This is a genomic window from Collinsella sp. UBA1693 (assembly GCF_002320115.1).
Classification (GTDB): domain Bacteria; phylum Actinomycetota; class Coriobacteriia; order Coriobacteriales; family Coriobacteriaceae; genus Collinsella; species Collinsella tanakaei.
Map to the genome: position 1 here is coordinate 23,151 of NZ_DCJT01000001.1, position 25,311 is coordinate 48,461.

Annotated in this window: 25 protein-coding genes; 2 read left to right on the forward strand and 23 right to left on the reverse strand. The window is 61.0% G+C overall.

The genetic code is table 11. The annotated features are described in order from the left end of the window. The first annotated feature begins 198 nt into the window (after positions 1-198). Both B3H65_RS00130 and B3H65_RS00135 read left to right on the forward strand, forming a co-directional pair. The gene (locus B3H65_RS00130; RefSeq protein WP_286683654.1) at positions 199-735 is read left to right on the forward strand and encodes a nitroreductase family protein; all 537 of its coding nucleotides are present in this window, start codon (positions 199-201) and stop codon (positions 733-735) included. A gap of 26 nt (positions 736-761) precedes the next feature. Next, complete coding sequence (locus tag B3H65_RS00135; protein ID WP_286683655.1) at positions 762-1,223, forward strand: DUF1097 domain-containing protein; 462 nt, start codon at positions 762-764, stop codon at positions 1,221-1,223. Positions 1,224-1,377: 154 nt separating this feature from the next. On the opposite strand, the gene B3H65_RS00140 is transcribed toward B3H65_RS00135, so the two are convergent. From B3H65_RS00140 to rsmH, 23 genes are all read right to left on the reverse strand, one after another. Beyond that, the gene (locus tag B3H65_RS00140) at positions 1,378-2,034 is read right to left on the reverse strand and encodes a DivIVA domain-containing protein (protein ID WP_009140612.1); all 657 of its coding nucleotides are present in this window, start codon (positions 2,032-2,034) and stop codon (positions 1,378-1,380) included. A gap of 56 nt (positions 2,035-2,090) precedes the next feature. Continuing rightward, complete coding sequence (locus tag B3H65_RS00145; protein ID WP_286683656.1) at positions 2,091-2,369, reverse strand: YggT family protein; 279 nt, start codon at positions 2,367-2,369, stop codon at positions 2,091-2,093. A gap of 7 nt (positions 2,370-2,376) precedes the next feature. Beyond that, positions 2,377-3,132: a cell division protein SepF gene (locus B3H65_RS00150; protein WP_286683657.1), complete on the reverse strand. Its 756-nt coding sequence runs from the start codon at positions 3,130-3,132 to the stop codon at positions 2,377-2,379. A 72-nt stretch (positions 3,133-3,204) separates the two neighbouring features. Further along, entirely contained in the window at positions 3,205-3,957 is a 753-nt protein-coding gene (locus B3H65_RS00155) for a YggS family pyridoxal phosphate-dependent enzyme (protein ID WP_286683658.1), read from the reverse strand. 156 nt (positions 3,958-4,113) lie between these two features. Continuing rightward, positions 4,114-4,959, reverse strand: coding sequence for a phosphate signaling complex PhoU family protein (locus tag B3H65_RS00160; protein ID WP_117679305.1), 846 nt, complete (start codon positions 4,957-4,959; stop codon positions 4,114-4,116). A gap of 70 nt (positions 4,960-5,029) precedes the next feature. Further along, positions 5,030-5,788: a phosphate ABC transporter ATP-binding protein PstB gene (gene pstB, locus B3H65_RS00165; protein ID WP_414630707.1), complete on the reverse strand. Its 759-nt coding sequence runs from the start codon at positions 5,786-5,788 to the stop codon at positions 5,030-5,032. 57 nt (positions 5,789-5,845) lie between these two features. Next, positions 5,846-6,751, reverse strand: coding sequence for a phosphate ABC transporter permease PstA (pstA, locus tag B3H65_RS00170; RefSeq protein ID WP_009140618.1), 906 nt, complete (start codon positions 6,749-6,751; stop codon positions 5,846-5,848). Between the two features lie 3 nt (positions 6,752-6,754). Next, entirely contained in the window at positions 6,755-7,678 is a 924-nt protein-coding gene (gene pstC, locus B3H65_RS00175; protein WP_117679303.1) for a phosphate ABC transporter permease subunit PstC, read from the reverse strand. Positions 7,679-7,681: 3 nt separating this feature from the next. Next, the gene (locus B3H65_RS00180; RefSeq protein WP_286683660.1) at positions 7,682-8,554 is read right to left on the reverse strand and encodes a phosphate ABC transporter substrate-binding protein; all 873 of its coding nucleotides are present in this window, start codon (positions 8,552-8,554) and stop codon (positions 7,682-7,684) included. Continuing rightward, a complete protein-coding gene (locus B3H65_RS00185; RefSeq protein WP_286683661.1) occupies positions 8,518-9,300 on the reverse strand; it encodes a polyphenol oxidase family protein in 783 nt (260 codons plus the stop codon). Before B3H65_RS00185 ends, B3H65_RS00180 begins: the two co-directional genes overlap by 37 nt. A gap of 126 nt (positions 9,301-9,426) precedes the next feature. Then, a complete protein-coding gene (locus B3H65_RS00190; RefSeq protein WP_286683662.1) occupies positions 9,427-9,600 on the reverse strand; it encodes a hypothetical protein in 174 nt (57 codons plus the stop codon). A gap of 343 nt (positions 9,601-9,943) precedes the next feature. Beyond that, the gene (ftsZ, locus tag B3H65_RS00195; protein WP_009140624.1) at positions 9,944-11,074 is read right to left on the reverse strand and encodes a cell division protein FtsZ; all 1,131 of its coding nucleotides are present in this window, start codon (positions 11,072-11,074) and stop codon (positions 9,944-9,946) included. Between the two features lie 216 nt (positions 11,075-11,290). Beyond that, complete coding sequence (locus tag B3H65_RS00200; protein ID WP_286683663.1) at positions 11,291-12,697, reverse strand: cell division protein FtsQ/DivIB; 1,407 nt, start codon at positions 12,695-12,697, stop codon at positions 11,291-11,293. Next, entirely contained in the window at positions 12,654-13,565 is a 912-nt protein-coding gene (gene murB, locus B3H65_RS00205) for a UDP-N-acetylmuramate dehydrogenase (protein ID WP_286683664.1), read from the reverse strand. Before murB ends, B3H65_RS00200 begins: the two co-directional genes overlap by 44 nt. A 6-nt stretch (positions 13,566-13,571) precedes the next feature. Continuing rightward, positions 13,572-15,002: a UDP-N-acetylmuramate--L-alanine ligase gene (gene murC / locus B3H65_RS00210; protein ID WP_286683665.1), complete on the reverse strand. Its 1,431-nt coding sequence runs from the start codon at positions 15,000-15,002 to the stop codon at positions 13,572-13,574. Between the two features lie 154 nt (positions 15,003-15,156). Then, a complete protein-coding gene (gene murG, locus B3H65_RS00215) occupies positions 15,157-16,284 on the reverse strand; it encodes an undecaprenyldiphospho-muramoylpentapeptide beta-N-acetylglucosaminyltransferase (RefSeq protein ID WP_286683666.1) in 1,128 nt (375 codons plus the stop codon). After that, positions 16,274-17,923 carry an FtsW/RodA/SpoVE family cell cycle protein gene (locus B3H65_RS00220; protein WP_286683667.1) on the reverse strand — a complete coding sequence of 550 codons (1,650 nt, stop codon included), beginning with the start codon at positions 17,921-17,923 and terminating at the stop codon, positions 16,274-16,276. Before B3H65_RS00220 ends, murG begins: the two co-directional genes overlap by 11 nt. 48 nt (positions 17,924-17,971) lie before the next feature. Then, entirely contained in the window at positions 17,972-19,384 is a 1,413-nt protein-coding gene (gene murD, locus B3H65_RS00225) for a UDP-N-acetylmuramoyl-L-alanine--D-glutamate ligase (protein WP_286683668.1), read from the reverse strand. A gap of 10 nt (positions 19,385-19,394) precedes the next feature. Further along, positions 19,395-20,426, reverse strand: a complete 1,032-nt coding sequence (gene mraY / locus B3H65_RS00230) for a phospho-N-acetylmuramoyl-pentapeptide-transferase (protein ID WP_117679296.1) — start codon at positions 20,424-20,426, stop codon at positions 19,395-19,397. Then, complete coding sequence (locus tag B3H65_RS00235) at positions 20,427-21,863, reverse strand: UDP-N-acetylmuramoyl-tripeptide--D-alanyl-D-alanine ligase (RefSeq protein ID WP_286683669.1); 1,437 nt, start codon at positions 21,861-21,863, stop codon at positions 20,427-20,429. It abuts the gene before it with no gap. A 154-nt stretch (positions 21,864-22,017) separates the two neighbouring features. Next, positions 22,018-23,781, reverse strand: a complete 1,764-nt coding sequence (locus B3H65_RS00240) for a peptidoglycan D,D-transpeptidase FtsI family protein (protein ID WP_349675972.1) — start codon at positions 23,779-23,781, stop codon at positions 22,018-22,020. Between the two features lie 24 nt (positions 23,782-23,805). After that, on the reverse strand, positions 23,806-24,261 hold the full coding sequence (locus tag B3H65_RS00245) for a cell division protein FtsL (protein WP_009140634.1): 456 nt from the start codon (positions 24,259-24,261) through the stop codon (positions 23,806-23,808). 83 nt (positions 24,262-24,344) lie between these two features. Then, positions 24,345-25,310: a 16S rRNA (cytosine(1402)-N(4))-methyltransferase RsmH gene (gene rsmH, locus B3H65_RS00250; protein WP_009140635.1), complete on the reverse strand. Its 966-nt coding sequence runs from the start codon at positions 25,308-25,310 to the stop codon at positions 24,345-24,347. Position 25,311: the final 1 nt, after the last annotated feature.

A 25,311-nucleotide genomic window follows, 5' to 3' on the forward strand; every position in this document is an offset into this window, starting at 1 on the left:
CTGAAACGCCGGCTCGTCGTTCAGGTAATAATCTTCCACGGCTCCGCCAAGCGGGGCCTTTTTCTTAGCTATCGCCGAAAGTCGTATCACAAGAATCCCGACGCGCGCCGCATATGCCAACGCGCTTGCGTACAATAGAGCGCGTTGAGACTCGTTTGATTCGGATCCAGATGGTCATCCGCTACGAAAGGAGGGCCCATGGCCTTTTCCAACCTTACCCTTACTCGTTATTCTTGCCGCGACTACCAGAACCGCCCCGTCGAGGACGAGAAGATCGCGCAGATTATCGAGGCCGGCCGCCTGGCGCCCTCAGCCTGCAACAACCACCCCACTCGCGTGATTGTCTGCGACACCCCCGCCCTTAAAGGGAAAGCCGCCAAGGCAGCACACCATTTCGCCAAGGACGGAAGCGTCTTTGGAGCGCCGCTGGTCCTTTTGGTATGCGCTAAAGAGCAGGTTGCCTGGACGCGCAAGTACGACTCCATGAATGCCGCGCAGATCGACTCTGCCATAGTTACCGACCAGATGATGATGCAGGCGGTCGACTTGGGGCTGCAGACCTGCTGGGTGTGCCATTTTGACCCCCGTATCGCCATCGATGAATTCGACTTGCCTCAAGACGCCTACCCCATCCACATGCTTACCGTGGGCTATGCGGCAGACACGATCGCAGAACCCGAAAAGCGGGAAGAACGCACCATCGCAAAAGAGGACTTCCTTAACGTTCGCGCCTAGCGTCTTTATCACCTGGAAGGATAAGCATGTTCAAAGCAAGCAACGTACTTCCCGCCTTTGCAACCGGCCTGCTCTGCACCGTCTGGATGATCCTGGCGCCCATGGCGGGCATTCCGGGTTGGTCGGGCTTTGCAGGATGCACCGCGTACTTCGCAGCGCCCGGCAAAGGCACCAAGAGCCTGCCTGCGACCTTTGCCTGCGTATCAAGCGGAATTGCCTACGCCTTGCTCTCGCTCAATCTGGGAGCGCTTATAGGCGGTCAGGCATTCGGCCTCTTCATGACCTTCGCCACCACGTTTCTCATGTGCTTTGCAGGCGGAAGCAAACTGCTCTCCTTTGTGCCCGGCGCGTTCATGGGCTCGTTTTCCACCTTTGCAGCAGGCGGCGACATGTATGCCGTAGGCGGGATACTGCTAGGAGTGCTGCTAGGCCTTGCGTGCGATACCTTGGGAAAGGCGTTGGTCAGCGCCAGCGCAAGCAGAAGCTAAGCGAATCCGTTCTAGAGCGCGGACAAAGCATCGCCGCCGCATCCGCCACTCATCCGCTACTCGTGCGCCACTCGTCCAAAAACCAAAACCTAGAAAAAGAAGGCCTCGCACATGCGGGGCCTTCTTGGCAATAGCGATAACTATGAAATGAAGACTAGTCCAGATCGTCAGCGCCAAAGTTGTCCAGCGGAGCAAACGGATCAGCCACGGGCATGGGCTGAGGGACAACCGGAGCGACGGGTTCCACGGGAACAGCGGAAGCAGCGGAGCCGGTGGGCGTGCTCATGAGCAGGTCGGACGGGAACGAATTCTGAGCCTCGTCCATAAAGTGCTGGATGAGCTTGAGGTACTCGTTCTTGAAGTCCTCGCGGGAAGCCTTGAGACGGTCGATCTCCTCGATCTCGCTCTGCTTCTCTGCGAGAGCCTGACGGATGACCTCGCGGGCCTTGGCATCGGCCTCGTTGCGAATGCGCTCGGCGTTCTCCTGAGCCTCGGCAACGATGGCATCAGAGGTCTGCTGCGCAGCGATAAGGGCCGCGGAGATCTGGCGCTCGGAAGCGGTGTAATCAGGCGCGGGAGCGGGTGCGGGAGCCGGCGCGGGGGCAGCCTGGGCCTGAGCGAGCTGCGCCTGGGCCTCGGCGAGCTGCTGCTCAGAAGCGGTCAGGCGATTCTTGAGATCCACGATCTTGTTGAGCATAGCGTCAACCTCAGAGGAAATCTTCTCAAGGAAGACGTCGACCTCGGCGGGATCATAGCCGCGCTTGGCCTCAGAAAAAGTCTGGGCCTGAATATCTGCAGGGGTGATAGCCATCGAAAAATCCTTTCCGTGCCGTTAATGCCGCAGCTTACTGCCGCGACCATGCATTCCTACAAGATTATACCTATCAAATACACCAAAAGCCGCTCGATGAAGGTTAACGCAAGAACAGCAATAACAGGTGAGAAGTCTATACCCCCCATGGGAGGCATGATCCTCCTAAAGAAATTGAGGTACGGGCCCACAATGCCATCGAGCACCGCGCCAATGTCCGCCAGCAATCCGTTGGGGTTCATGGGAATCCATGTCAGCAGGCAATAGACGATGATCAGGATGTTGTAGAAATTGATAAGCGAATCAACAATCTGAACTAGGGTGTACGGGGTCACAGCTCTCCTACTTGGTCTTTATATAGCCCTCGGCGCGAAGCTTGGCCAGATCGGATTCCTTGACCTCGCAGCCCTGGGGCAGCACGATGAAGACGCGGTCGGCGACTTCCTTGACAGACGCGCCAAGGCCGCAGGCGAAGCCATAGCTAAAATCAAGCACGCGCTTTGCAACCTCGGTGCGAACGCCGGCGAAAACCAGGACGACGGGCTGACGGGTGCGCACGCGGCGAACGACCGTCTCGATGTCGTCATAGCTCTCCGGACGAAGAATGTATGCGGGAAGCTGAGGGGTACCGTTCACAACGGCGCTGCGATGAGCCGCGGCGTCAGCTGCCGTGGTGCTGGAAGCAGGGCTTGCCGGCGAGGGGACGGAGCGAAGGGTCTCGGCATAGCTCGACGGGGTGTCGTAAGCGCCGGGACGATACGCATCGTGCGAGCGCGTGGGCGGGTTGAACGTGGTCGCATGGCGATCGGCATCGCCTACCAACTGGCCGCTACGGGTGTAGACCGCTACGGATTCCGCCTCGCCGCGACGGGTCTGGCCAAGCATGCCGTTGCCGCTGTCCTGCTCGCCATACGAGCCGTAGCCCTGGTCGTTTCCGCCATAGCCTGCGGACGAGTAATCATCGCCGTAGCCGGCATCCGCACCGCCATCGTCATAGTAATCGTCATAGCCGTCGCCCTGTGCATAGGAATCGCGGCCATAGCCACCCTGTTCCTGCCCAAAAGGGAGCTTGCTCTTGAGTTCATCTAGGAAGCCCACGTTTCCTGCCTCTCTGCCCGTCGTGCGGTTAGTGTGTGAATGGTGCAGGTCAAGCCAACACGCCTGACCAGCCTATTCTACTGCAAAGGCGGGGTCAAACACCACCCTGCCAAGGCGAACGATGGTAGAACCCTCCTCGAGCGCGATCTCGAAGTCCTCGCTCATTCCACAGGAGAGCTCGTCCAAAGAAAGATCGGGGTACTCGGCGGAAAGTTCGTCCCTCAACTCGCGCAATCCCGCAAACGTCGCGCGAGCCACTTTCTTATCCCCTCGCGGCGCCATGGTCATAAGTCCGCAGACGCGAATTCCATAAAGTGTCTGCAGGTGCGGTATGGCCTGGCGAACCTCGTCGACCGAAAAGCCCGACTTGGTCTCCTCGCCGCTCACGTTCACCTCAAGCAAAACCGGCTGCGCGGCGTCAAGCAGGCCATCCTCGATGCGACGGGAAGCGCGGCTTGCAACGGCTTCTGCCAGGTGCAGCGAGCTGATGGAATGGATAAGGTCCGCACGTCCTAAAACCGCGTTGATCTTATTGGTCTGCAAGTTGCCGATCATGTCGAAGCGCACGTCCGGGATATCCGCGCCGGCAGCGCGCATCTGCTCCAGGCCGTCGATCTTACGGGCGAGCTCCTGCGGGCGGTTCTCACCAAAAGCTCGGTAGCCGGCGGCAATAGCAGCCTGGACGTATTCCAAATCCACCGTTTTGGACACGGCAATAAGCTCAACGTCCGCAAGCGTGCGACCGCTTTTGCTCAAAGCCGTATCCATGCGGAAGAGAATCTCCTCGCGACGGCGCCTCAATTGATTCTGCAAGCTGATGTCCATACGACCACCTTCGCCAAATAACCATGTGAGCACATACTAGCGCACCTTTGAGGCGGCACCCCCGCGCAACGCATCTCGTAACACGGTATGCGCAAAACAAAGGCGCTTCGGGAGCATGCCCAAAGCGCCTAGTGCGATCTATAAGGAAGAAAACCGCTAGTCCTCGTCCTCATCTTCTGCATCGAGCTCGCGAATCAAAGTGGCAAGCTTCGCGCCAACCTCGTCCAAAGGCAAGTCGGCAACGTAGCGCGCGTCAGACTTGGGCTCCAAGATAACACCCTCGCCAGACGGGATGCGCATGCTCTCGAGCTCGCCCTCGTCCGCCTCCAGGATATCGGAGGCGCTCCAGCGCTGACCGGTCAAAAGGAAGGTCAGGCGCGTGCCGATCTCAACGGAGACGCTAGAGATGCGCTCCAGGTAGCGGGAGGTCATGATGGTGCGACGAAGGTCGTCGTAAGCGTGCTCATCGGGCTCCTCGACGGAGACGATGTGGTTGTACACGCGGAAGAACTCCTCGTAGACCTGACGCACCGGCTCATCCAGGTCCATAAGCGAGCGCATGGCGGACAGGTCGTTGTTGACCAGGGCCGTGGCGGTGGCGCCCAGAACCTGGTAGACCAGCGAGGCCTCGGTCTCGATGAGCTCAACCAGCTCGTTGGGGATCTTGAGATCGGCATTGGCCTTGCGCTTGGCGCCGCGGGCGATGGAGCGGACGTGGTCGCTCATGCGGGCGAGGTTGAAGTTCACGTAGATGATGGTCTGCAGCAGGCGGAAGTCAGAGGCGACCGGTGACTGCGTGGCGATGAGGTTGTAGCAGACGGCCTCGAGGTTGGCGCAGCGGGCATCGATCTGCAAGGTGGCCTTCTTAGCCTTGTTTGCAAGCTTCTTGTCGTTTAAGACAAACGCCGAGATGGCGTCATGAAGCGTGAGGTCGACTGCCTCGAAGATAGAGAGCATCTCGTGGCGTGCCTCGACTAGCTGACGGGAAAACAGTTTGCGCATTCTTGGCTCCAATCAGACGAGCGCGGGCGAATACAAACCCGCAACCGATAATGACCGGTCGGCTGTCCAATCAGCCGAATCGACCGGTGATATAGTCCTCCGTGCGCTTATCCATCGGACTAGTGAAGATAGCGTCGGTCTGACCATACTCAATCAGTGTAGCAGGCTCTCCGGCAACTTCCTGCAAGAAGAACGCGGTGTAATCGGAGATACGGGCGGCCTGCTGCATGTTGTGCGTAACGATGATGATGGTCATCTCGGGCGCGAGCTCGGCCATCAGGTCCTCGACCTTCTGAACGGAGGTGGGATCGATGGCTGAGCAGGGCTCGTCCATCAAGAGCACGTCCGGCTGAACCGCCAGCACGCGGGCGATACACAGTCGCTGCTGCTGTCCGCCGGAGAGCGCCAAGCCGTCCTTAGAGAGCTGATTGGATACCTCTTTCCAGAGGTTGGCGCGCTTCAGGGACTCTTCGACTATGTCGTCGAGGTCGCTTTTGCTAGTCACGCCCTGCAGTCGAGGGCCAAAAGCGACGTTCTCGTAGATGGATTTAGGGAAGGGGTTGGGCTGCTGGAAGATCATGCCCACGCGGCGGCGCAGATCCACCGGATCGACGCCCTCGGCGTAGATATCGGATCCGTCCAGCGTCATGGCGCCCTCGATACGGGTCCCCTCGATAAGGTCGTTCATGCGGTTCATGCAGCGCAGAAACGTCGACTTACCGCAACCAGAGGGGCCGATGAACGCGGTGATCTTGTTTTTAGCGATGTTGAGGTTGACGTCGGTAAGAGCATGGAAGTCGCCGTACCAGAAGTCGAAGTTCTGGGCGATCAGCGCGCTCTCGGTTACTGCGGGTGCGGACTGGTATACGGACACGGGATAAGCTCCTTACTTGCTCTTACGCGACAGGTGGCGGGCGAAGAGATTGAACGCGAGAATGATGACCATCAACAGCAGCGCCGTACCGTAGGCGGCGTTCATGTTGATGCCGTCGTTGGCCAGAAGGTACAGGTGCACGGTCATGGGGCGACCGGAATCAAGCGGCGTGACGGGCATGTTGATTGCCTGGCCCATAGTGTAGAGCACAACGGCGGTCTCGCCGATGGCGCGACCGATGCCCAAAACGATACCCGTGGCGATGCGGCCGAAAGCGGAGGGAAGCACGATCTTGGAGACGACCTGCCACTTGGTGGCGCCCAAGCCGTAGGCGCCCCAGCGGATGTAGCGGGGGACCGAGCGGATGGCCTCCTCGGTGGTGCGCATGACGATGGGCAACATGAGCAGTGCCAGCGCGAGCGCGGCGGAAAGCATCGAGAGTCCCAAACCCATGGCCTCGACAAAGAGCGCGTAGCCAAACAGGCCCATAACGATCGAGGGCACTGAGGCCAGCGTGTCGGCGGCATAGCGAATGGTGTTGACGAGCCTGCCCTGCTTGGCGTACTCGGCCAGATAGACGGCTGCCAAAACAGCGATGGGCGTGCAGATGAGCATCGCCAGCGCCGTCACGTAGATAGTCGAGACGATGGTGGGCCAGATACCGCCCTCCGCGTTGACGCCGTGGGGCCAGCCGAAGATGAAATCGAGCGAGATATGCGGAAGGCCGTTGACGACGACGTAGGCGATGATGGCCACCAGCACCAGTGTGGTGATGGCGGCAGCCAGGCGAAAGACCCCAAGCATCACTTTGTTGGAGGTGTTCTTGGAGATACGGCCCTGCTTGCCGTGCGAAAGGGCGCGCTTGATGCGCTGCGAGGAGCTAAGCTGCTCGGTAGAGGTAGAAGCGTCCTGAGCCATCGCCTACCCCTCCTTCCTCATCTTTGAGAGAACGCGGACGATGCCCACCAGCGCGGCGGAGATGATGAAAAGCACCACGCCCATGCCGAACAGGGCGGTGCGGTGCAGGCCGGACGAGTAGCTCATGTCGAGCGCGATCTGGCTGGTGAGGGTGGATACGGGGCTTGAGATGGAGTCCGGGATGACCGGGGCGTTGCCGACCACCATGAGGACGGCCATGGTCTCGCCGATAGCGCGGCCCATGCCCAAAACCACCGCGTCGACGATGCCGAAGCGCGCAGCGGGGATAACGACCTTGTAGATAGTCTGCCACTTGGTTGCGCCCATGGCGTAGGAGGCCTCGCGGATACCCATCGGGATGGAGTTGAGCGCGTCGATAGTGAGCGTGGTGATGGTGGGGACGATCATGATCGCCAGCACGAACCACGCGGTAAGCGCGCCGAAGCCCATGCCGCCGGTAAGCTCGGCCACCACCGGGCGGATGATGACCATGCCGAAGAAGCCGTAGATGATCGACGGGATGCCGGCCAACAGGTCGACGGCGGGGCTGATGAGGGCGCGCACACGGTCGGTCGCGATCTCGGTGAGGTAGACGGCGGTGCCCACGCCCAAAGGAACGCCCAGCACCAACGCGCCTATGGTCACCAGACCGGAGCCCGCGAGGAGCGACAGGATGCCGTACTGTCCCTCCGTGGGAGCCCAGGTGAAGCTGAAGAAGTTGGCAAGGCCGATATCCGTGAAGACCGGGGCCGCCTGCATCATGGTGAAAGCGAAGATCAAAAGAACGGTGACAACAGCAAGGAAGGCGCAGCCGAAGAAGAGGTACTGCAACCCCTTTTCCTTAAGGTAGGTGCTGCGGGATACCAAGGCAAGGTCGCGTTTGCGCGATTGAGACGTCTCTTGGACGTTGGAAGCGGTATCGCCCATGTGCTACTCCTCCCCTGCTTCAGAGCCATTACCGGCGGGAATGAAGCCGGCCTCGCGAATCTGCTCGTCCATTTCCTCGGACAGGACGTAGTCGATATAGCCCTGTGCCTCATCCGTGGGCTCGCCCTTGGTGAAGAAATACAGGTCGCGGGAGATGGGGTAGCCGCCGCTGGCGACCGTCGCCTCGATGGGCTCAACGTGGTTCACGTTGATGGCGCGAACCTGGGTCTCGGCGTACTTGGACTCCACGAAACCCATGGAGATGTAGCCGATGGCGCCGCGGGTGCGGCTGACGACGTCGCGCACCTGGCCGGTGCCGGAAAGCACGGCGGCACGGCGGTCGAAGGACTCGCCGTCCATGATGATGGACTTGAACGCCTCGCGGGTGCCGGATGCCTCATCGCGGTTGACGAGCTGGATAGCGAGGTCCTCGCCGCCCACTTCCGACCAGTTGGTGATCTTGCCCGCATAGATGTCGCGGAGCTGCTCGGTCGAGAGGTTCTGGACGGGGTTGTCCGGGTTCACGATGACGGCGATGCCGTCGTGCGCGACCGGGATGGTGGTGAGGCCCAGCTTTTGCTCTTCTTCGTTAAGACCGCGAGAAGAGGTCGCGATCTCCGCCGTCCCATTGGAGACGGCCTCGATGCCGGCGCTGGAGCCCAAGCCGGAGACGAGGACGCTGAGCCCCGTCTGCTCGGCGTAGGCTTCAGCAGCGACCTCGGCGATGGGCAGGCAGGTGGTCGAACCCGCCACCGTGATCTGGCCATCCGAGGCACCGGAAGAGCATGCAGAGATTGATAGGGCTGTTGCCAGGGTGAGGGCCCCGATAGCGATGCTCGCTAGAGGGCCACGGCTATGGCGGCGTGGCGACCACAAGTGCCGTTCTCCGCCCGGTACGAGAAGAACCGGTCGTTGAGACGCACGGTCGAGAGCCGCAAGTCGTGAATTGCGCACGGAGGAACTCCAATTTCTTCGAGCGACTGACGTATGCACGCGGACAGATCCAAAAGCCGCGATGCGGTTTCTGCAATGGTATCAAATTGTAAAGAGAACTTATGCATCAGGTCATCAGACACCTGATATTCGTCCCCTTGAATATGCGGGCCAATATACGCAGAAATAGCGGATGGGTCGGCTCCCGTCTCCTCGCACAGCGCGCGGGCCGCCTTTGCTGCGATACGGGCATATGTGCCCTTCCAGCCGGAATGAACCACGGCAAAGCCATTGTTTCCGCAGGTCAGAATAACCGGTACGCAATCAGCGAAGCAGAGCATGACGGGAACTTGGCGGGCGGTGCATACGATGGCGTCCGCGCCCTGCGCAACCCGCTCGCGAATACTCTCGAGATAGCCTGCACCAGAATTTCGCACCACCACCACGTCATCACCATGAACTTGGTTGGGAATTATCAGGGCATTGTAAAGGTTTTCAACTCCCAGCGCGCGCAGGGCTAAAAGCCTATTATGCTGTACTGCTTCAAGGTCGTCTCCAACATGGCTTCCCAGGTTAAGCGAGGCATACGGAGGCTTGGAAACCCCTCCTGTGCGCTCGGTGAAACCAAAGGCGATATCGGCATCACGAGACCCCACAAGGGTCACGCCATCAACGGTAAAGCGCTCCACAGCATCGACCACCAATCATCAGCATCTGCATAAGGGAACGGGGCGAGAACGCTTCCGCCCTCGCCCCAAACTCATTTGCTATACGTTGTACCCGCGGCGCGCGATCCTCACACGCCGCGCTTCATTTTAGTCACCACCGGATGCGCGGGAGCTCTCGACCACCTCGATAGCATCCGGCTGGATGAGCGCCGGCAGTTCATATGGGTTGTCAACATCTTTGGTCGCAACCTCAAAGCGAACATCGACCACATCGCCCGCGCGCAGGCTCTGCACATCGACATCCTCCCCCTGTTCCGTCACGCGGGTGTTCTTCCCTGGTGAGTCACACCCAACCGCATGGCGATCTGTTCCTGGCTATATCCCCTGCCCTGCCGCAGGGCGACCAAACGCTCCCCAAACCCCTTGTCCATCGCTTCGCCTCCTATCGAAAAGCAACTTCGATATATACACCATCTCACAATCGAGCAGCCTGTCCTAGCAACCAGCGCTTACATGGATCAGATTATGGCAACCATATCGTGCAAAGGGGCCGCACGGGGTGCGAGACGTGTCTGCACGAGAACGTAAGCTCGAGATACAAGAAGGCGCCCCGACGTTGATGCCGGGGCGCCCTATATAAGCAAGCTATCGTACTGAAAAAACGTTAGAACGTGCCGCGCTTAAGGAAGTCGGGCAGCTCGAACTGGTCGTTGCCAAAGTTAGGAAGCTCGGTGCCGCCGATGTTGCGGGTGGGAGCGGCCTGGGCGGCGTGCTGGGGAGCAGCCTCCGCCTTTGCCTGGGCCTGGGACTGAGCAAAAAGGTCATCCTGGCGGTTGACGTTGGAATCGGAGAAGCCGGTGGCGATGACGGTGATGCGAACCTGATCGCCCAGGGACTCGTCCACAACGGTACCGAAGATGATGTTGGCCTCGGGGTCGACGGCGTTGGCGACAAGGTCGGCGGCGTCGTTGATCTCCTGGATGCCAAGGTCCTTGGAACCGGCGATGGAGAGCAGGACGCGGGTGGCGCCATCGATGGAGCTCTCGAGCAGGCGGCTGGAGATGGCCTGCTGGGCAGCGTCGACCGCGCGGGAATCGCCGGAGGCGACGCCGATGCCCATCATAGCGGTGCCGGCCTGGCGCATGATCGTCTTGACGTCTGCGAAGTCCAGGTTGATGACGCCGGGGACGGTGATCAGGTCGGTAATGCCCTGGGTGCCCTGGGAAAGGACCCCATCGGCGTTGGAGAAGGCCTCCAGCATGGTGGTCTTCTTCTCAGCGATGTCGAGGAGCTTATCGTTAGGGATGACGATGAGGGTATCGACGCTGTCGGACAGGGTCTTGATGCCCTCCTCGGCGGCCTTCTTGCGCTTGCGGCCCTCAAAGGTGAAGGGCTTGGTGACGACGGCGACGGTTAGCGCGCCGACCTCGTTCATAGCGATGTCCGCAACGATGGGAGCGGCGCCGGTACCGGTGCCGCCGCCCTCGCCGGCGGTGATGAAGACCATGTCGGCGCCAGCCAGGGCCTCGGCGATGTCGTCGCGGCTCTCATCAGCTGCCTTGCGGCCGACCTCGGGATTGGCGCCGGCGCCCAGGCCGCGCGTGAGGTCGGTGCCGATGTGCACCTTGATGTCGGCATCGGAGATCGCCAACGCCTGCGCGTCGGTATTGATGGCCACGAACTCGACGCCGCGGATACCCTCTTCAATCATTCGATTGACCGCGTTGGTACCGCCGCCGCCGACACCGACCACCTTGATGACGGCAAGATAGTTGTTGATCTCGTTCTCGTGCATGTGTCGGTCCTCCGAACATCCGTATACGCAAGATTGCGAATAAACAACGGTAATGATAACCCTCAAGTTAAGATTAAACCTAGAGATAAAACACGTTATCTTTGCATGTTTTCCCGGTAAAAGTCAAATGCATACGCCCCCAAATGTGAATTTAACAAACAAACAGCAGGTAGACCAGCTGACCATTCACCGAGAGCTGGGATTTTGTCCAAAGCATCACGTGGGAACGCTGCGGAATGTATACGCATTGGGCGTTCGCACGTTGATGAAGGTGACTCCCTGCTCCTGCTGGAGTAGCTGCGTCACCACGCGCTCCTTCAGGGCGATATCGTCAGGCGGGCCGAGCGCTATCTCCACTCCGGAGTCAAGGTTTGCAGAAATCGCCTCCTCGGACGCAATGGAGATATCTTTGATCTGGGCGACGAATTCCGGCGTGAAACCCTTCGCGTAGGCGATGCCGTCCAAGACCAAATCAGAGGTGACGTCATCGCCACTTGACGGAGACACATCGGCGGAAACGTCGCACAGCAGAATCGCGTTCGACTGCTTGGCAAGGGCCTCGGCGGCATCTTTGCCGGAAAGCGCGGTGATGCCCTCGGGCAGCGCAGTCGCCGCCGTATCCACTTGATCCTGAGCGTCCGCATCCTGCGAGGCGCCATCTTGGGTAGCGCTGTCCTGGGAATCGGCGACGACGGGCTCTATGTCATCGACGATGTTGCCGTCCGCATCCACGTACACGCTCAGCGACATGGGCGCAATCCAGCACGAATCATCCCCGATCGCCCACGCGATATCATCCGCGGCGATATAAGCGATCGCTATCACCGTTCGCTCGTGCGGGGTGATGACAAGGGTATGGGGAAACTCGCGCTCGATATCCACGCCGGAGACCCATGGGTTCTTCTTGAGCGCGCTCGACAGCTCGGCTTCGTTGACGTTGAAGAGCGTTGTCCCCTCTTTGATGTCGATCAGCTGCTCCGCTTGCTCCTGCGTCACATGGACGCTGCCCTCTATCTTGATCTCGGTAGCGGCGAACAAGCCGGAGTTCAAGATAACGATGGCGGCGACTGCCAGCGCCAGCACGCCCAGCAAAACGGCGGCGATGGCCGCTCGCGGAACACGGGGCACCGGCAGCTTAGAAGCGATGGCCTTTGCACCGGATGCGATCTTGCCGGCGGGACGCGGCTCCTTGGCAGGCGATGCCTGGGGAGCCGGGGAATTTAGCGCGCGCGCCGTTACGGGGCGCGAACCCTTCTTTATTGATTGGTTGAGAGTTGGCACGGCGGCCTTGCGCATGCCGGCTTTCTTGATGCCCTTGCCAGACATGGGAGCGGCGGCGGGTTTTGCCGGAACGCTTTGAAGTCCGCGGGGAGCCGGCCCCTTTCCAGAGACCTGCTTGGCGGGTCGCTTAGCCTTAATGCTTGCCGCAACCCTGCTGGAGGTTTTGCGAGACGGCGCGGTATAGGCGCTGATAGGTTTTTTGGGAGCGGGAACCGAAGCTGGACGCGTGGCAGGAGCGGAGCTTGAAACGGGGCGCTTCTGCGCAGCGGTCGCCTTGCGGAACGTGGGCTTCGCGGCTCTAGAAGCCGAGGAATTTGACTTCCGGTTGGAGCTCGACGCCATACGTTTCCTTTACCTTTCCGTGCACATGTCGAATAACCGCCGCGACATCATCGGCCGAAGCGGTCCCTTTGTTCACGATAAAGTTAGCGTGAATCGTCGAGACTTCGGCGCCGCCTATAGAAAAACCCTTCAATCCACAGTCCTCGACCATCTTTCCAACACTCATGTCGGGCGGATTGCGGAACACCGATCCGCACGAGGCGGAACCGATGGGCTGCGTGCGGCGACGGCGCGCAAGCGAGCGCTCCATCTTAGTCCTGATATCGGCCTTGTTGCCGGGGGCAAGGCGAAGCGTAGCCTCCAGAACGATCTCGTCGCGCGGCAGCGTGTTGGTGCGATACCCCCACGTGACGTCATCGCGACCGTAATGGCGAATGCCCTCGCCCGCCTTATAGGTAAGAACGTCTTGGACCAGGGCACCTATCCACTCATCGCGCGAGCCCGCGTTCATGGATATCGCGCCGCCCACGGTACCGGGAATGCCGACGGCAAACTCCAAGCCCGAGAGCTCACGGCTCAACGCCTCGTTAACCAAGCGCGCCAGCATGGCGCCGGCGCCGGCGGTAATGGTTGCGCCGTCATCGGCGAGCACAAAGCGGCTGAACTCGCGTCCCAGCGAAATCACCGCACCCGGGTAGCCGTCATCGGCGACAAGCAGATTGGAACCCTTGCCGATAATGACCCACGGCACCTGCTCGCGCCCCAGAACCTCCACGGTCCGGCGCAGCGAGTGGTAGCTATGGCAGGTGATGAAGAGGGACGCCTTGCCGCCGATGCGGTAACTGGTATGGCGAGCAAGGCGCTCGTCCTCTACAACCTCGGTATCGATGAGTCCCGAGAGGGACATGACGGCGTTGAACAGACCCATGGCGATCTAGCGGTCGCTATCGAGCTGCTGCACGTGCTCGAGGTAGTCGGGACCCACGGTGGTGACGTCGCCGGCGCCCATGGTGATCAACAGGTCGCCGTCCGAGACGGTCTCATCGATGCACTGCATAAGGTCGGCGCGATCGGCAACGTAGCGCACGTCCATACCGGGATGCAGCTCGCGCACCCTGTCGGCAAGCATCTTGCTGGTAACGCCCGGAATGGGCATCTCGCCCGCAGGGAACACGTCGATCAAGATGAGCTTGTCGGCGTCCGCGAAAGCGTTGGCGAAATCATCGCGCAGCGCCTGCAAGCGCGAGTAGCGATGCGGCTGGAACACAACGGACACGTGCTTGAAAGCAAGGTCCTTTGCCGCGGCAAGGGTCGCCTTGATCTCGGTGGGATGGTGGCCGTAATCGTCCACCAACGTCACGCCGTTGACATCGCCCACATGGGTGAAGCGGCGGCGCACTCCCTCAAAGCTGGAAAGCGCCCGGGCGGCAGCGTCCACGTCCAGCCCAAGCACGTAGCTCACGGTGAGCGATGCGGTGGCGTTGAGCATGTTGTGATGGCCGGGGTTGTGCTTGATGGAAACCTCATGGGTGGTGCCGTCGGGCAGCTTCACCGTAAAGGTTGCGCCGATGGCATGCATCGACTCGCCGGGGACGCAGACCACGTCGTTATCGGCATCGACGCCATAGGTGATCACGCGACGGCCGGTGGAACGGGCAAGCTCGGCCAGGCGCTTCTGGTCGCCGCACGCGATAACGCAACCGTCCTCGCCCACCAAATTCATGAACGTGCAGAACGTCTCCTCAATCTCTTCAAGGGACGAGTAATGGTCCATGTGGTCCGCCTCGACGTTGGTAACGACCACCACGTTGGGGTTGAGGTACAAAAAGGAGCTATCGGACTCGTCCGCCTCGGCGACAAAGAACTCGCCCGAGCCGTTGCGGCCGTTGGTGTCATAGCCCTCGACGATGCCGCCGATAAGGAAGCTGGGGTCCAGGTCCATACGGTCGAGCATGGTGGCGCACATAGAAGACGTGGTGGTCTTGCCATGCGTACCCGCCACGGCGACAGTGGTGTAGCCCTGGCCCAGCGCAGAGAGCATCTTGGCGCGAGGCCACACGGGAATACCCAGCTCGCGTGCGCGAACCAGCTCCGGGTTGGTCTCGGGAATAGCGGTCGAAACAACAACCACCTCGGGCTTGACCTCGTCGATGGTCTTGGCCTCATGGCCAATATGGATATCGACGCCGGCTCGGGTGAGCTGGCGGATGTAGCGGGAGGTCTTGAGGTCCGAACCGCTCACCGCGTAGCCGCGCTCATGCAGCACCAGCGCGATGCCGCTCATGCCGGCGCCGCCAATGCCAATAAAATGCGCGCTCTTAAACGCGGGCGCCTCGGTTGTCTCGGGTACTACGATGTTCGACATGCCTACTCCTCGTAGCGTCGCTTTCATAATTAACCTATCCATTGTACTCTCATGCGCGCCCTTATGCACTCACCGCGCACGCATAGGAAAATACCCCCATCCCGCAGGCGATCGCCCAAGCAAATCAACCAGCAGGATGGGGGCATGCAAGCGGTTAGCGAACCAATGCCTCTATCTGGTCCGCGAGCATCTGCGCCGCGCGGTCTTGCGCCAAATCCTTGGCCGCCCGCCTCATCGCGGAGCGTTTGGACGAGCTCGCCAGCAGGTCTGCCAGAGTATCCTCAAACGCCTTGCCATCGATATCCGCGTCCGCAAACATCACAGCCGCATGGGCATCTACCAAGAAGCGGGCGTTGGTGGTTTGGTGGTCCGCCGTGGCGTGGGGATAGGGCACCAGCACGGAGGGCACGGCCAGGGCGGCGATCTCGGCGATGGACGAGGCCCCGGCGCGCGAGAGCACCAGATCCGCCGCCGCCAGCATATCGCCCATATCCTGGATATAGGGCTGGACCGTCCAACGGCTTGCCTCGGCATCCGTCAGGGCCAAAAGGTCGCGCGTCGCCTCAAAGTCGTCGGCACCGGTCGAGTGCATAACATGCAAGCCGGGGACTGAAAGCAGGCGCTCTTTTAACGCGGCGATGCGTTCGTTGAGGTGATGGGCGCCAAGAGAGCCGCCAAAGACCAGCAGCAAGGTCTCGTCCTCGCCCACCCCCAGCGCAGCGCGGCCGCGAGCGCGATCGCCCTCAAGCACGGAGCGGCGCACCGGGTTGCCGGTCATAACAATCTTGGTATGGGCGCCGGCATGTTCACGGAAGATCTTCTCAACGCTGGGCTGCGCGATAGCGATAAGAGACGCGGTCTTGGCGGACTGCTTGTTGGCAAGGCCGGGTACGGAGTTTTGCTCGTGCAGCGCCACGGGGACACCCATCTTGGCGGCGGCGCGCATAAGCGGGAGCTCGATGTAGGCGCCAAAGCCGATGGCCACGTCCGGTTTGAGCGAGGCATCGTCCTTAAACGCACGGACAAGCCTGGATTGCTCGCGGCTTAGATGGTACAGGGCGGTCGCCAGGGTCCATGGGCGGGCCCGGTCAAAGCCGGTGACGTGCACGGGAAAGAAGTCGAATCCTGCCTGAGGCACCAACTTGCCTTCAAGGCGGCGCGACTCGCCAAAGAAGCGGACCGCATGTCCGCGCTGCCGCAGCTCCTCCGCAAGCGCAAGTGCCGGATTAACGTGTCCGGCAGTGCCGCCGGCGGCGATAGCGACAGAGAGCTTATCGGTCATAACGACCCCTCCTGGTTGAATTTGAATATCCGCCGCGACCACCATGGTTGTCGCGCCGGCCAGAACCATCATACCTGTTCACGCGCGGGCCGGAATCGCGCGACCGCAAGCGGTCCGAGGGGTCGCCGTTAAGGTTCACGCGATCATAGCCTCCGGAGATGCCGGTGCGACCATAGCCCGCAGGACCCCGCGAGGATGTGGACGAGGACCTTGCGCCCCGGGTGGAACCCCCCTGACGCGGCGAGCCCGACTGCGAGGAACGCCCGCGCGAAGATTCGCCTCGCGCGGAGCCGCCCGTAAGCACGCTAAAGCCAGATGAAGTCGCCCGTCCACCGCGGTCGCGATCAACCACGGAAAGGCTCTGGCGACGCACGTCATGGATGGTGGTCTGGTTGCTCTCGATCGAGACGCGCAGGATAAGACCGGCCATGATCATCGACGTCAGCACGGAAGATCCGCCGTAGCTAATGAAGGGGATGGGTTTGCCGGTCATAGGCGTGACGCCCAAGATGCCCATGACGTTGACAAAGAACTGGATGCCAAGCATGAGCGAGGAGCCGTAAGCTATGAGCCTACCAAACCGATTAGGGCAGCGCGTTCCAATCCTAAAGGCAGAGACCAACAGCGCTATGAAGACCGCAAAGAAGATGACGGTGCCCACCAAGCCGAGCTCTTCACCAATGATGGCAAGAATATAGTCATTATGCGCCTCGGGCAGGTAGTTGTACTTCATGGTCGACCCGCCGATGCCGCGGCCGAACAATCCGCCCGACGCAAACGCCATGATGGCGAGCGTCGCCTGGTAGCCGTCACCGTATGGGTCCTTCCAGGGGTCGATCGCAACCATCAAGCGGGCGATACGGTAGGGCTGCGCGACAAGCGCGGCGGTGCCGGCGACCGCGAAAACGCCGAGGATGTAGACGATATAGCGCCCGGGCAGCCCGGAAAGGACGAGCATAAAGAAGACCGCGACGGCGATGATGAGGGTACTGCCCATGTCCGGCTGAACAAACACCAGGGCTAGAGGCAGACCGATGCCCAAGACCAGGCCTTTAATGAACTTCTGGGAATCGATTTCTCGGTCAATAAAATAATCCACGGCAAGGCGCGCTGCGATGATGATGGCAACGGGCTTGGCAAACTCAGAGGGCTGGATGGTGGTAAAGCCAAGGTCGATCCAGCGAACGGCGCCGCCCGACCCCGCACCGATCACCTTAACAAGCACCAGCAGTCCCATGATGATAACCCAAAACGGCTTGGTCCAAAAATAGCGATACGACTCAAGCGAGAAAGCGGGCGCGATGCACATGATAAGAATGAACGCCAAGCCGATAGCCATATTAATAAGCTGGCGAACCAGAAAGTACGTCGAGCTGCCGGCCTCTTGAAGCGCCTCGACCGAAGATGCCGAATACACCATAAGCAATCCGAATGAGCACAGCGCCGCAAGACAGACGATAAACACCAGGCGGGGCGCCATGATGCGCGCGGGAACGCCGGCGATCAGGCGCTCGCCCATGCTGGAATGCTCAAACTCGGTAGCGCGTCGGCGGCGAGGGCGCTCGACCCGGCCGCGAACCCCTTCCCCGGCGCGTGCGTCCATGCGCGCATCCTGGTTGTTTCGCGTATCACGTGCCACTGGCGGCTCCTCGTCCAACTATAACGTTGCGATTCCTTAAAACCGCTCCTAGTCCATTTCAACTTCTGCCGCGTGGTCGCGCAGCTCTTGCAGGTACGCCTTAAAGCGGCGTCCGCGCTCCTCAAACCCGGAGAACTCATCAAAGGACGAGCACGCGGGCGATAGCAGCACCACGTCTCCCCTGCCGGCGAGCGAGCGCGCCACGTCAACGGCGTCGCACAGGTCGCTGGCGACCGCGATGTCGATATCGCTGGCGCCCTCGGTCTCCTCCAGCGCGTGCCGGAAGCGCTCACGCGCCTCGCCAAAGCAGACGACGGCGCCCACCTGAGCGGCGACCTGCTCAGCGAACTCGTCCAGGGGCGTGCCCTTATCATGGCCGCCAAGCAGCAAGATCACGCGGTCTTGCGGAAACGCGGTAAGCGCCTTGAGGACGGCGTCGGTGTTGGTCGCCTTGGAATCGTTGACGTAGCGGACACCGTCAAGCTCGCCGCACGGCTCGACGCGATGCTCCAGCGGCGCAAACACCTTGAGACCCTCGCGAACACCGACCGCGGTGGCGCCGCAAGCAAGGGCCGCAGCAGAGGCCGCGAGCGCATTGATCACGTTATGGTGACCAAAGATCTTGAGCTCGCCCGCACTCACCAGCGACGTCTCATCGTCCGCCAAACGCACCGTAAGGACGCCGTCGCGCACAAAGGCCGCGTCAGCGGTGCCCGGATCCTCAAAGGAGACGCTCAGCACGCGCCTGCCTGAAACGAAGACCTGGTCGCGGTAGGCGTTGATGCCATCGTCCTCCACATCCACGATCGCAAGATCATCCCTGTCCATGTTCTTAAAGAGGCTGATCTTGGCGCGGGCGTAGTTATCATGCGAGCGGTGCCAGGCAAGGTGGTCCGGCGTGATGTTGAGCAGCACGGACACGCGGGGGTGAAGCTCGCACGTGGTGGCCAGCTGGTAGCTGGAGAGCTCGGCGACCAGCCAGTCCCCCTGCGAGCGCGAATCAACGGCACTGATGGCGGTCATGCCGATGTTGCCCACGGCAGAGGCCGCCATGCCGCTAGAGCGCAGCAGATGCTGGGTGAGCGAGGTGGTGGTGGTCTTGCCATTGGTGCCCGTAATGCCGCACCAGCGCTGGGGAGACAGGCGCCAGGCAAACTCGGGCTCGCCCATAATCTGGACGCTCGCCGCGCGAGCAGAACCAAAGAACTCGGAGAACTCCGAAATGCCGGGGCTGGCTACGCACACGTCATACGATCCCTGAACAAGCTCGGTGCCGTAGACGAACTCAACACCCGACGCCTCGAGCGAGCGGGTTTTCTCCGTAGGCGAAGAGGAGCCGCCTCCGTACACCGTAATGGAGTCGACGCGATCGCCGCGATGGCGCAGGGCCCAAGAGACGACATCGAGCCCCGTGGTTCCCTGGCCGAGGACCAGCAGAGAAAATCGATCTGGCAATGACATGGGTACTCCCCTATGCAAGTTGGAAGAAGAAGGCGAGGCCCAGCGCCCCGCATGCGGCGGCGATGATCCAGAAGCGGATGACCACCTTGGTCTCCGCCCAGCCAAGCTTCTCGAAATGGTGATGAATGGGCGCCATGAGGAAGACGCGCTTGCCCGTGGCCTTAAAGCTGACGACCTGGATGATGACGGAGAGCGCCTCGACGATGAACAAGCCGCCCACTACCAAAGAGATGACCTCCGTGTTGGTGAGCACGGCGACGGCGGCAAAGCCCGCGCCCAGAGCAAGCGAACCGGTATCGCCCATGAAGATGCTTGCCGGATAGGCATTGAACCACAGAAAGCCAAGGCAACCGCCCGCGCATGCGGCGCAGAAGATGGCCAGGTTGGGGTCTCCGCGCAAGAAGCAGATGGCGGCCATGACCAACATGGCGATCATAACCGTACCGCCGGCGAGGCCGTCAAGACCGTCGGTGAGGTTGACGGCGTTGGACATTCCCGCAAGCAGGAGGAACACAAAGACGAGGTAAAGCCAGGGCACCGAGATGGTGGTGCCCGCTACGCTGAACGTGGTGGTGAGGACGCCCAGATCGATCGCGAACCCGCCGGGGAAGCGAATGACCGGTTCCACGCCGCACAGGTTGACGGCGGCGAGGAAGAACGCGACCACGATCAACGTGAGGCCCACCATCTTGGCTCGCGGCGTCAAGCCAAGCGAGCGGCCCTGCGCCACGGAGGTAACGTCATCGAGCAGGCCAAGCGCGCCGGTGGCCAACGCGGCGCCGGCAGCCAGCATGATGGAGGGCGCGGGCTGCGCCAGCAGCAGGCAGGACACCACTATGCCCAGCAGGATCACCACGCCGCCCATGGTGGGGGTGCCCTGCTTTACCAGATGGCGCTTGGGACCGTCGGCGCGAACCTGCTGGCCAATGCCCTCGATTTTAAGAAGCTTGATCCACAGCGGCATGAGGAGCGCCGTAACTATAGCAGCGATACCCAGGGCGACAAACGCCTGATACGTTGGGTAAGCGGGGTTGAAGAACATCTAGCACACCTCTTCAACAAAGCGATCGAGGCCCACAAAGCGCGAGCCCTTAACAAGTACAAGGTCGGTAGGAGCGAGAACATGCGAATAGCGGGCGATGAGCTTGTCGCAATCCGGCACCACCTGGATGCCGTCCTCGTCCATACCCATAAGACGGGCGGCGGACGCCATCTGTCGAGCGTTCTCATCGCCCACGCAGATCAGCAGCCCGGGCTTTTTGGAAGCGGCATACGCGCCGACCAGCTGGTGCAGGCGGGGAGCCTCATCGCCCAGCTCGCCCATCTCGCCCAGGATCGCCACGCGCGCGCCGCGGCACGGCAGCGTGGAGAGCAGATCCAGGCCGGCGGCCATGGACTCGGGGCTAGCATTGTAGGAGTCGTCGATGACGCGCGCGCCGTTGGCAGCCAAGCGAACCTCCTGGCGGTGCCCGGTGATCTGAGCCTCCCGGAACACCTCATCGATGGTGAACTGCGGAATGCCCAGTTCGGACGCTACGGCGGCGGCGTACAGCGCGTTTGGCACAGCCTGCTTGCCGGTGATTCCCAGCTTGGTCTTGAACTGCGCGCCGTTGGCGAACATAAGGTCAAAGACAGGCGAGCCGTTCTGGTCCAGCTCTATGTTGGTGGCACTCACGTCATCGTCCGCAGACGTGCCGCACAGCACCACGTCCACGCCGGCCGGCTTGGCGAACGTAGCGGTGATAAACGGCGTGAACTCGTCCTCGCCATTGAGGATGAGCTTGGAATGATGCCCCTCGAAGTTCACGGACGAGGGAGCCATGCCGCAAACGATCTCCGCCTTGGCGCGCGCGATGTTCTCGCGGCTGCCCAGCAGGCCGATGTGCGAGGTGCCGATTTTAGTGATGATGCTGTAGGTGGGCTGGGCGCAGCGCGACAGGCGCTCGATTTGGCCCAGCGAGTCCATGCCCATCTCGAGCACCATGATCTGGGTGTTGCGCGGAGCGGCAAGAATGGTGAGGGGCATGCCGATAAGGCTGTTGTAGTTGCCGCGCGTGGCATGGACGCGGTAGCGCGTCGCGAGCAGGGCGCACAGCACGTCCTTTGTGGTGGTCTTGCCAATGGAGCCGGTGATACCTACCACGGTGCAGCGCATGCGCGCTCGATAACCCTGCGCCAGGCGCAGGAGGAACTCGGTAGCGTCGTCCGCGGTGAAGATGGCGCACTCGTGATCGTCCGCCTGCCTTATCAGCTCGCGAGACGGCTCGCGGGTCAAAACGACGCACGCCGCACCCGCCTCGATCGCCTGGGAAGCGTAGTCGTTGCCATCGACGCGCTCGCCCGGGAAGGCGACAAAGATGGAATCGGTCTCCACCTGACGTGAATCGATGACGCAACCCCGGCAGACGCGGTCGGCGTTGCCGGTCCATGGCTTAGCACCCGTCACGTTCTCGAGGTACTTTACCGCTATCTCTATCATGCTAGACCCTTCGTTAGCTTATAGACAGCCTGCTATTGTACCGCTCGGTCAAGCCGCAATGGTGCAGTCCATGTGAACAGCGCATGACGGCAACATGCGCCCGCCCGCGCTCGTCCACGCCGGCGGGCGGGCGAAGAGTGCCATAGAACGCTTTTTACTCCCCCGCCTTGATGCCAAGCGCGTCGATAGTCGCCTGCATAATGGTCTTGAACGGCGGCGTCGCCACGCTGGAGGTGTAGGCCGTGCCGTCCAGGGTGATGTAGACCATGGCCTTGGGATGTTTGGGGCTTACAAAACCCAGGAACGACGCCATGTTGTTGTTTTCCTGGTAGCCGCCGCCCTCTCCGGCGCGCTCCGCGGTGCCGGTCTTGCCGGCGATGTTGTAGCCCTCGATCTGGGCGCCCGCGCCGGTACCCTCGGCCACAACCGTCTCCATCATGGAGACAACCTGCTCGGCCGCCTCTTCGCTGATGGCACGTTTGTCCTTGGAAGCCCAGTCGATCTCCTCGCCCTTTTTAGACTTGAGGAAGTGAGGGGTTACCATAACGCCCTTGTTGGCGATGCCGGTCATAGCGCGCAGAAGCTCGATGGGCGACACGGCGATACCCTGGCCAAAGGACATGGAGCCCAAGCTGGAGCCGTCATATTCGCTACGATCGCGAATGATGCCCGTGGATTCACCCGGGAAATCGATGCCGGACTTGGTGCCCAGGCCGTACTTCTTTAAGTATTTAGCGAAGTTATCCTCGCCCACTTTACGGCCAACCAGCACCATACCGGTGTTGGATGAGCGGCGCATGATCTCGCGCACCGACATAGTCATGGTGTAGTCGCGTTTGTCGACGTCGTAGACGTGGTCCGAACCAACCTCGACGCTGGCGGGGACCGAGAACTCGGTGTCGGGCGTGACCTTGTCCATATCGATCGCCATGCCGCAAACCAACGCCTTGAATACCGATCCGGGCTCGTAGGCGTCGGTCACCACGCGAAGGTTCATGTCCTCCGTGCGCGCCTCGGCAAGGTTTGATTGATCATAGGTGGGGTACGAGCACGCCGCTAGAATCTCTCCAGTTGTAGGATCGCATACCACGGCCGAACCATAGTTGGCGCCGGACGAGGTCACGGCCTCCTTCATGGCATCCTCGGCCGCGCGCTGGATGTTGGCATCAATGGTAAGCACCATGTCCGTACCATCCTGCGCAGGGACCTTCTCATAGGCGCCGCCCGCGATATAGCTGCCGTCGCGGGCGCGCTCGCGGACAATGCTGCCGTTCTCGCCCATAAGGTCGTCGTTGTAGTAGCCCTCCAGGCCGGAGATGCCCTCATTGTCGACGTTGACCACGCCCAGCACCTGCGAGGCCATGCTGCCATACGGGTATACGCGCTTAATGGTGGGCTCAAACTCAATGCCCGCGATGTCCTTCTCGGCAAGAAGATCGGCGTCTTCTTGATCCACTTGGCGCTTGACGTAGGCAAACGTGGTATCGCGATCCAGGATGTCGCGAACCTCGGCGGCGTCCACGCCCAAAATATCGACCAAGGCGTTTACCGCCTTGCGCTTGCTCTCGATAAGTTGCGGGTTCACGTAAACGTTTTGGCACTCCACGCTGGACGCCAGGACGTTTCCGTTGCGGTCGTAAACGGTACCGCGCTTGGCGAAAAGCGTCTGGTGCGACAGGCGGCGGTAATCCGCCTGCTGGCGATATTCATCTGCATTGAAGACCTGGTAATCCAGAAGCTTGGCACCGCACAACAGAGCGCCGGCGCCCATAAGGACTCCAAAGAACTTTCTCCTTGTTACCAAGGAGCGCTCAAGCTCCTCGTCCCTGCGCTGCTCTTCACGCGCATTGCGCGCGCTGCGGCCATCTCGCGGTTTATGAGGGCGATATCCCCTCTCGTCATAATTGTTATAGGGCATAGTCCCTCTAAAAATCGCGGAGCTCTACTGAACGGATGCGACCGGCGTAGCGGACACGTCGACGGTGACGCCGCCCTCGGCCTCGACCATGCCGAGCGTGCCGGCGGCGAGGTCGCGAATACGGGTGGTAGCGCCGTAGACGGAACGCATGACCTCCAGGTTGGAGCTTTCCTCCTGAGCGGTCTCAAGCGTGCTGTTGAGTTGCGCGTTGCCGTTCAGAGTCGCCGCGGTCGCGCTCGCTATGGTAACACGGGCGACGCCAAGGGCGAAGAACATGGCCACCAACACAAGGGCGACCTTGATAACACGGGTGAACACCGGGCTGACAGCCTGGTTTGCCTCTCGGCCCGCACCACCGACCACGTCGAGGCGCGGGCGCTCCAGGCGTTGGGGGCGAGCGGGGGCAAAAGCCTCCTCGCCCATATAGGGCTCGGCCGTCATATCATAGGCGACTGCTGTGTTTGTGTTGTAATAAGCCATGATATGAGACCCCGGTCCTTAGCTATAGTTATGGTTCGTTTAAAGTTGCGCCGCGGACCTGCCCAATCGTTACCGCTATGCGGCTACAGCCTCATAGCGACGCGGATTTTAGCTGATCGAGCCCGCGGATTGCGCTCTACCTCCTGAGGGGAGGCGACAAGCGGCTTTCGGGTGATTACCTTCAATGTCGGCACGTGCCCGCATACGCACACCGGAATCTCCGGCGGGCAGATGCACCCCTGGCTCATCTCCTGGAACATGTGCTTGACGATGCGGTCTTCAAGCGAATGGTAGGAGATAACGCATATGCGGCCCTTGGGGTTGGTCCAGCGAATAGCCGCTTCAAGGCCGCGCTCCAAAACTTCGAGCTCGTGGTTGACCTCGATGCGGATGGCCTGGAAGCTCCTCTTCGCCGGATGACCACCGTGGCGGCGAGCCGCCGCGGGTATGCCCGCTTTGATCACCTCGACAAAGTCTCCGGTGGTCTCGATCGGCGACGTCTCGCGGCGGCGCACGATCTCGCGAGCGATCTGCGATGAGAACTTCTCCTCACCGTAGACGCGAAGAATCCGGGCGAGGTCTGCTTCGTTATAGGTGTTGATGACCTCAGCTGCGTTTAGGGTGTTGTTACCCGGATCCATACGCATATCAAGCGGGGCGTCCTCGTTGTACGAGAATCCCCTTCCAGGGATATCGAGCTGTGGGCTGGAAACGCCCAGATCGAACAGGAATCCATCCACCCCCGGCACCTCTGCAGAGCACAGAAGCTTGTCAAGATCCCCAAAGTTGCCTTTAAGGAGCTTGGTGGGGGTTCCCGGCGCCTCGCGCTCAAGGCGCGCCGCCGCGGCCTCTAGGGCCATGTCGTCCTGGTCGACGCCAAGCAACAGTCCGTCCTCGCCCACCTGAGCAGCCATCTTTACCGAATGGCCAGCGCCGCCAAGCGTGCAATCGCACACAACGGAACCGCGCTTGAGCTTCAGGGTGTCGAGCACTTCCTGTAACATGACGGGTTCATGCCGAAATGCGGGTGTCAAAGTTCCCGATTCCATG

What these genes read in the sequence shown, in the direction of transcription:
- B3H65_RS00130 (WP_286683654.1), top strand. Translation starts at nt 199, where the DNA reads ATGGCCTTTTCCAACCTTACCCTTACTCGTTATTCTTGCCGCGACTAC.
- B3H65_RS00135 (WP_286683655.1), top strand. Translation starts at nt 762, where the DNA reads ATGTTCAAAGCAAGCAACGTACTTCCCGCCTTTGCAACCGGCCTGCTC.
- B3H65_RS00140 (WP_009140612.1), bottom strand. Translation starts at nt 2,034, where the DNA reads ATGGCTATCACCCCTGCAGATATTCAGGCCCAGACTTTTTCTGAGGCC.
- B3H65_RS00155 (WP_286683658.1), bottom strand. Translation starts at nt 3,957, where the DNA reads ATGGACATCAGCTTGCAGAATCAATTGAGGCGCCGTCGCGAGGAGATT.
- B3H65_RS00160 (WP_117679305.1), bottom strand. Translation starts at nt 4,959, where the DNA reads ATGCGCAAACTGTTTTCCCGTCAGCTAGTCGAGGCACGCCACGAGATG.
- pstA (WP_009140618.1), bottom strand. Translation starts at nt 6,751, where the DNA reads ATGGCTCAGGACGCTTCTACCTCTACCGAGCAGCTTAGCTCCTCGCAG.
- pstC (WP_117679303.1), bottom strand. Translation starts at nt 7,678, where the DNA reads ATGGGCGATACCGCTTCCAACGTCCAAGAGACGTCTCAATCGCGCAAA.
- ftsZ (WP_009140624.1), bottom strand. Translation starts at nt 11,074, where the DNA reads ATGCACGAGAACGAGATCAACAACTATCTTGCCGTCATCAAGGTGGTC.
- B3H65_RS00200 (WP_286683663.1), bottom strand. Translation starts at nt 12,697, where the DNA reads ATGGCGTCGAGCTCCAACCGGAAGTCAAATTCCTCGGCTTCTAGAGCC.
- murB (WP_286683664.1), bottom strand. Translation starts at nt 13,565, where the DNA reads ATGGGTCTGTTCAACGCCGTCATGTCCCTCTCGGGACTCATCGATACC.
- murC (WP_286683665.1), bottom strand. Translation starts at nt 15,002, where the DNA reads ATGTCGAACATCGTAGTACCCGAGACAACCGAGGCGCCCGCGTTTAAG.
- murG (WP_286683666.1), bottom strand. Translation starts at nt 16,284, where the DNA reads ATGACCGATAAGCTCTCTGTCGCTATCGCCGCCGGCGGCACTGCCGGA.
- murD (WP_286683668.1), bottom strand. Translation starts at nt 19,384, where the DNA reads ATGTCATTGCCAGATCGATTTTCTCTGCTGGTCCTCGGCCAGGGAACC.
- mraY (WP_117679296.1), bottom strand. Translation starts at nt 20,426, where the DNA reads ATGTTCTTCAACCCCGCTTACCCAACGTATCAGGCGTTTGTCGCCCTG.
- B3H65_RS00235 (WP_286683669.1), bottom strand. Translation starts at nt 21,863, where the DNA reads ATGATAGAGATAGCGGTAAAGTACCTCGAGAACGTGACGGGTGCTAAG.
- B3H65_RS00240 (WP_349675972.1), bottom strand. Translation starts at nt 23,781, where the DNA reads ATGCCCTATAACAATTATGACGAGAGGGGATATCGCCCTCATAAACCG.
- B3H65_RS00245 (WP_009140634.1), bottom strand. Translation starts at nt 24,261, where the DNA reads ATGGCTTATTACAACACAAACACAGCAGTCGCCTATGATATGACGGCC.
- rsmH (WP_009140635.1), bottom strand. Translation starts at nt 25,310, where the DNA reads ATGGAATCGGGAACTTTGACACCCGCATTTCGGCATGAACCCGTCATG.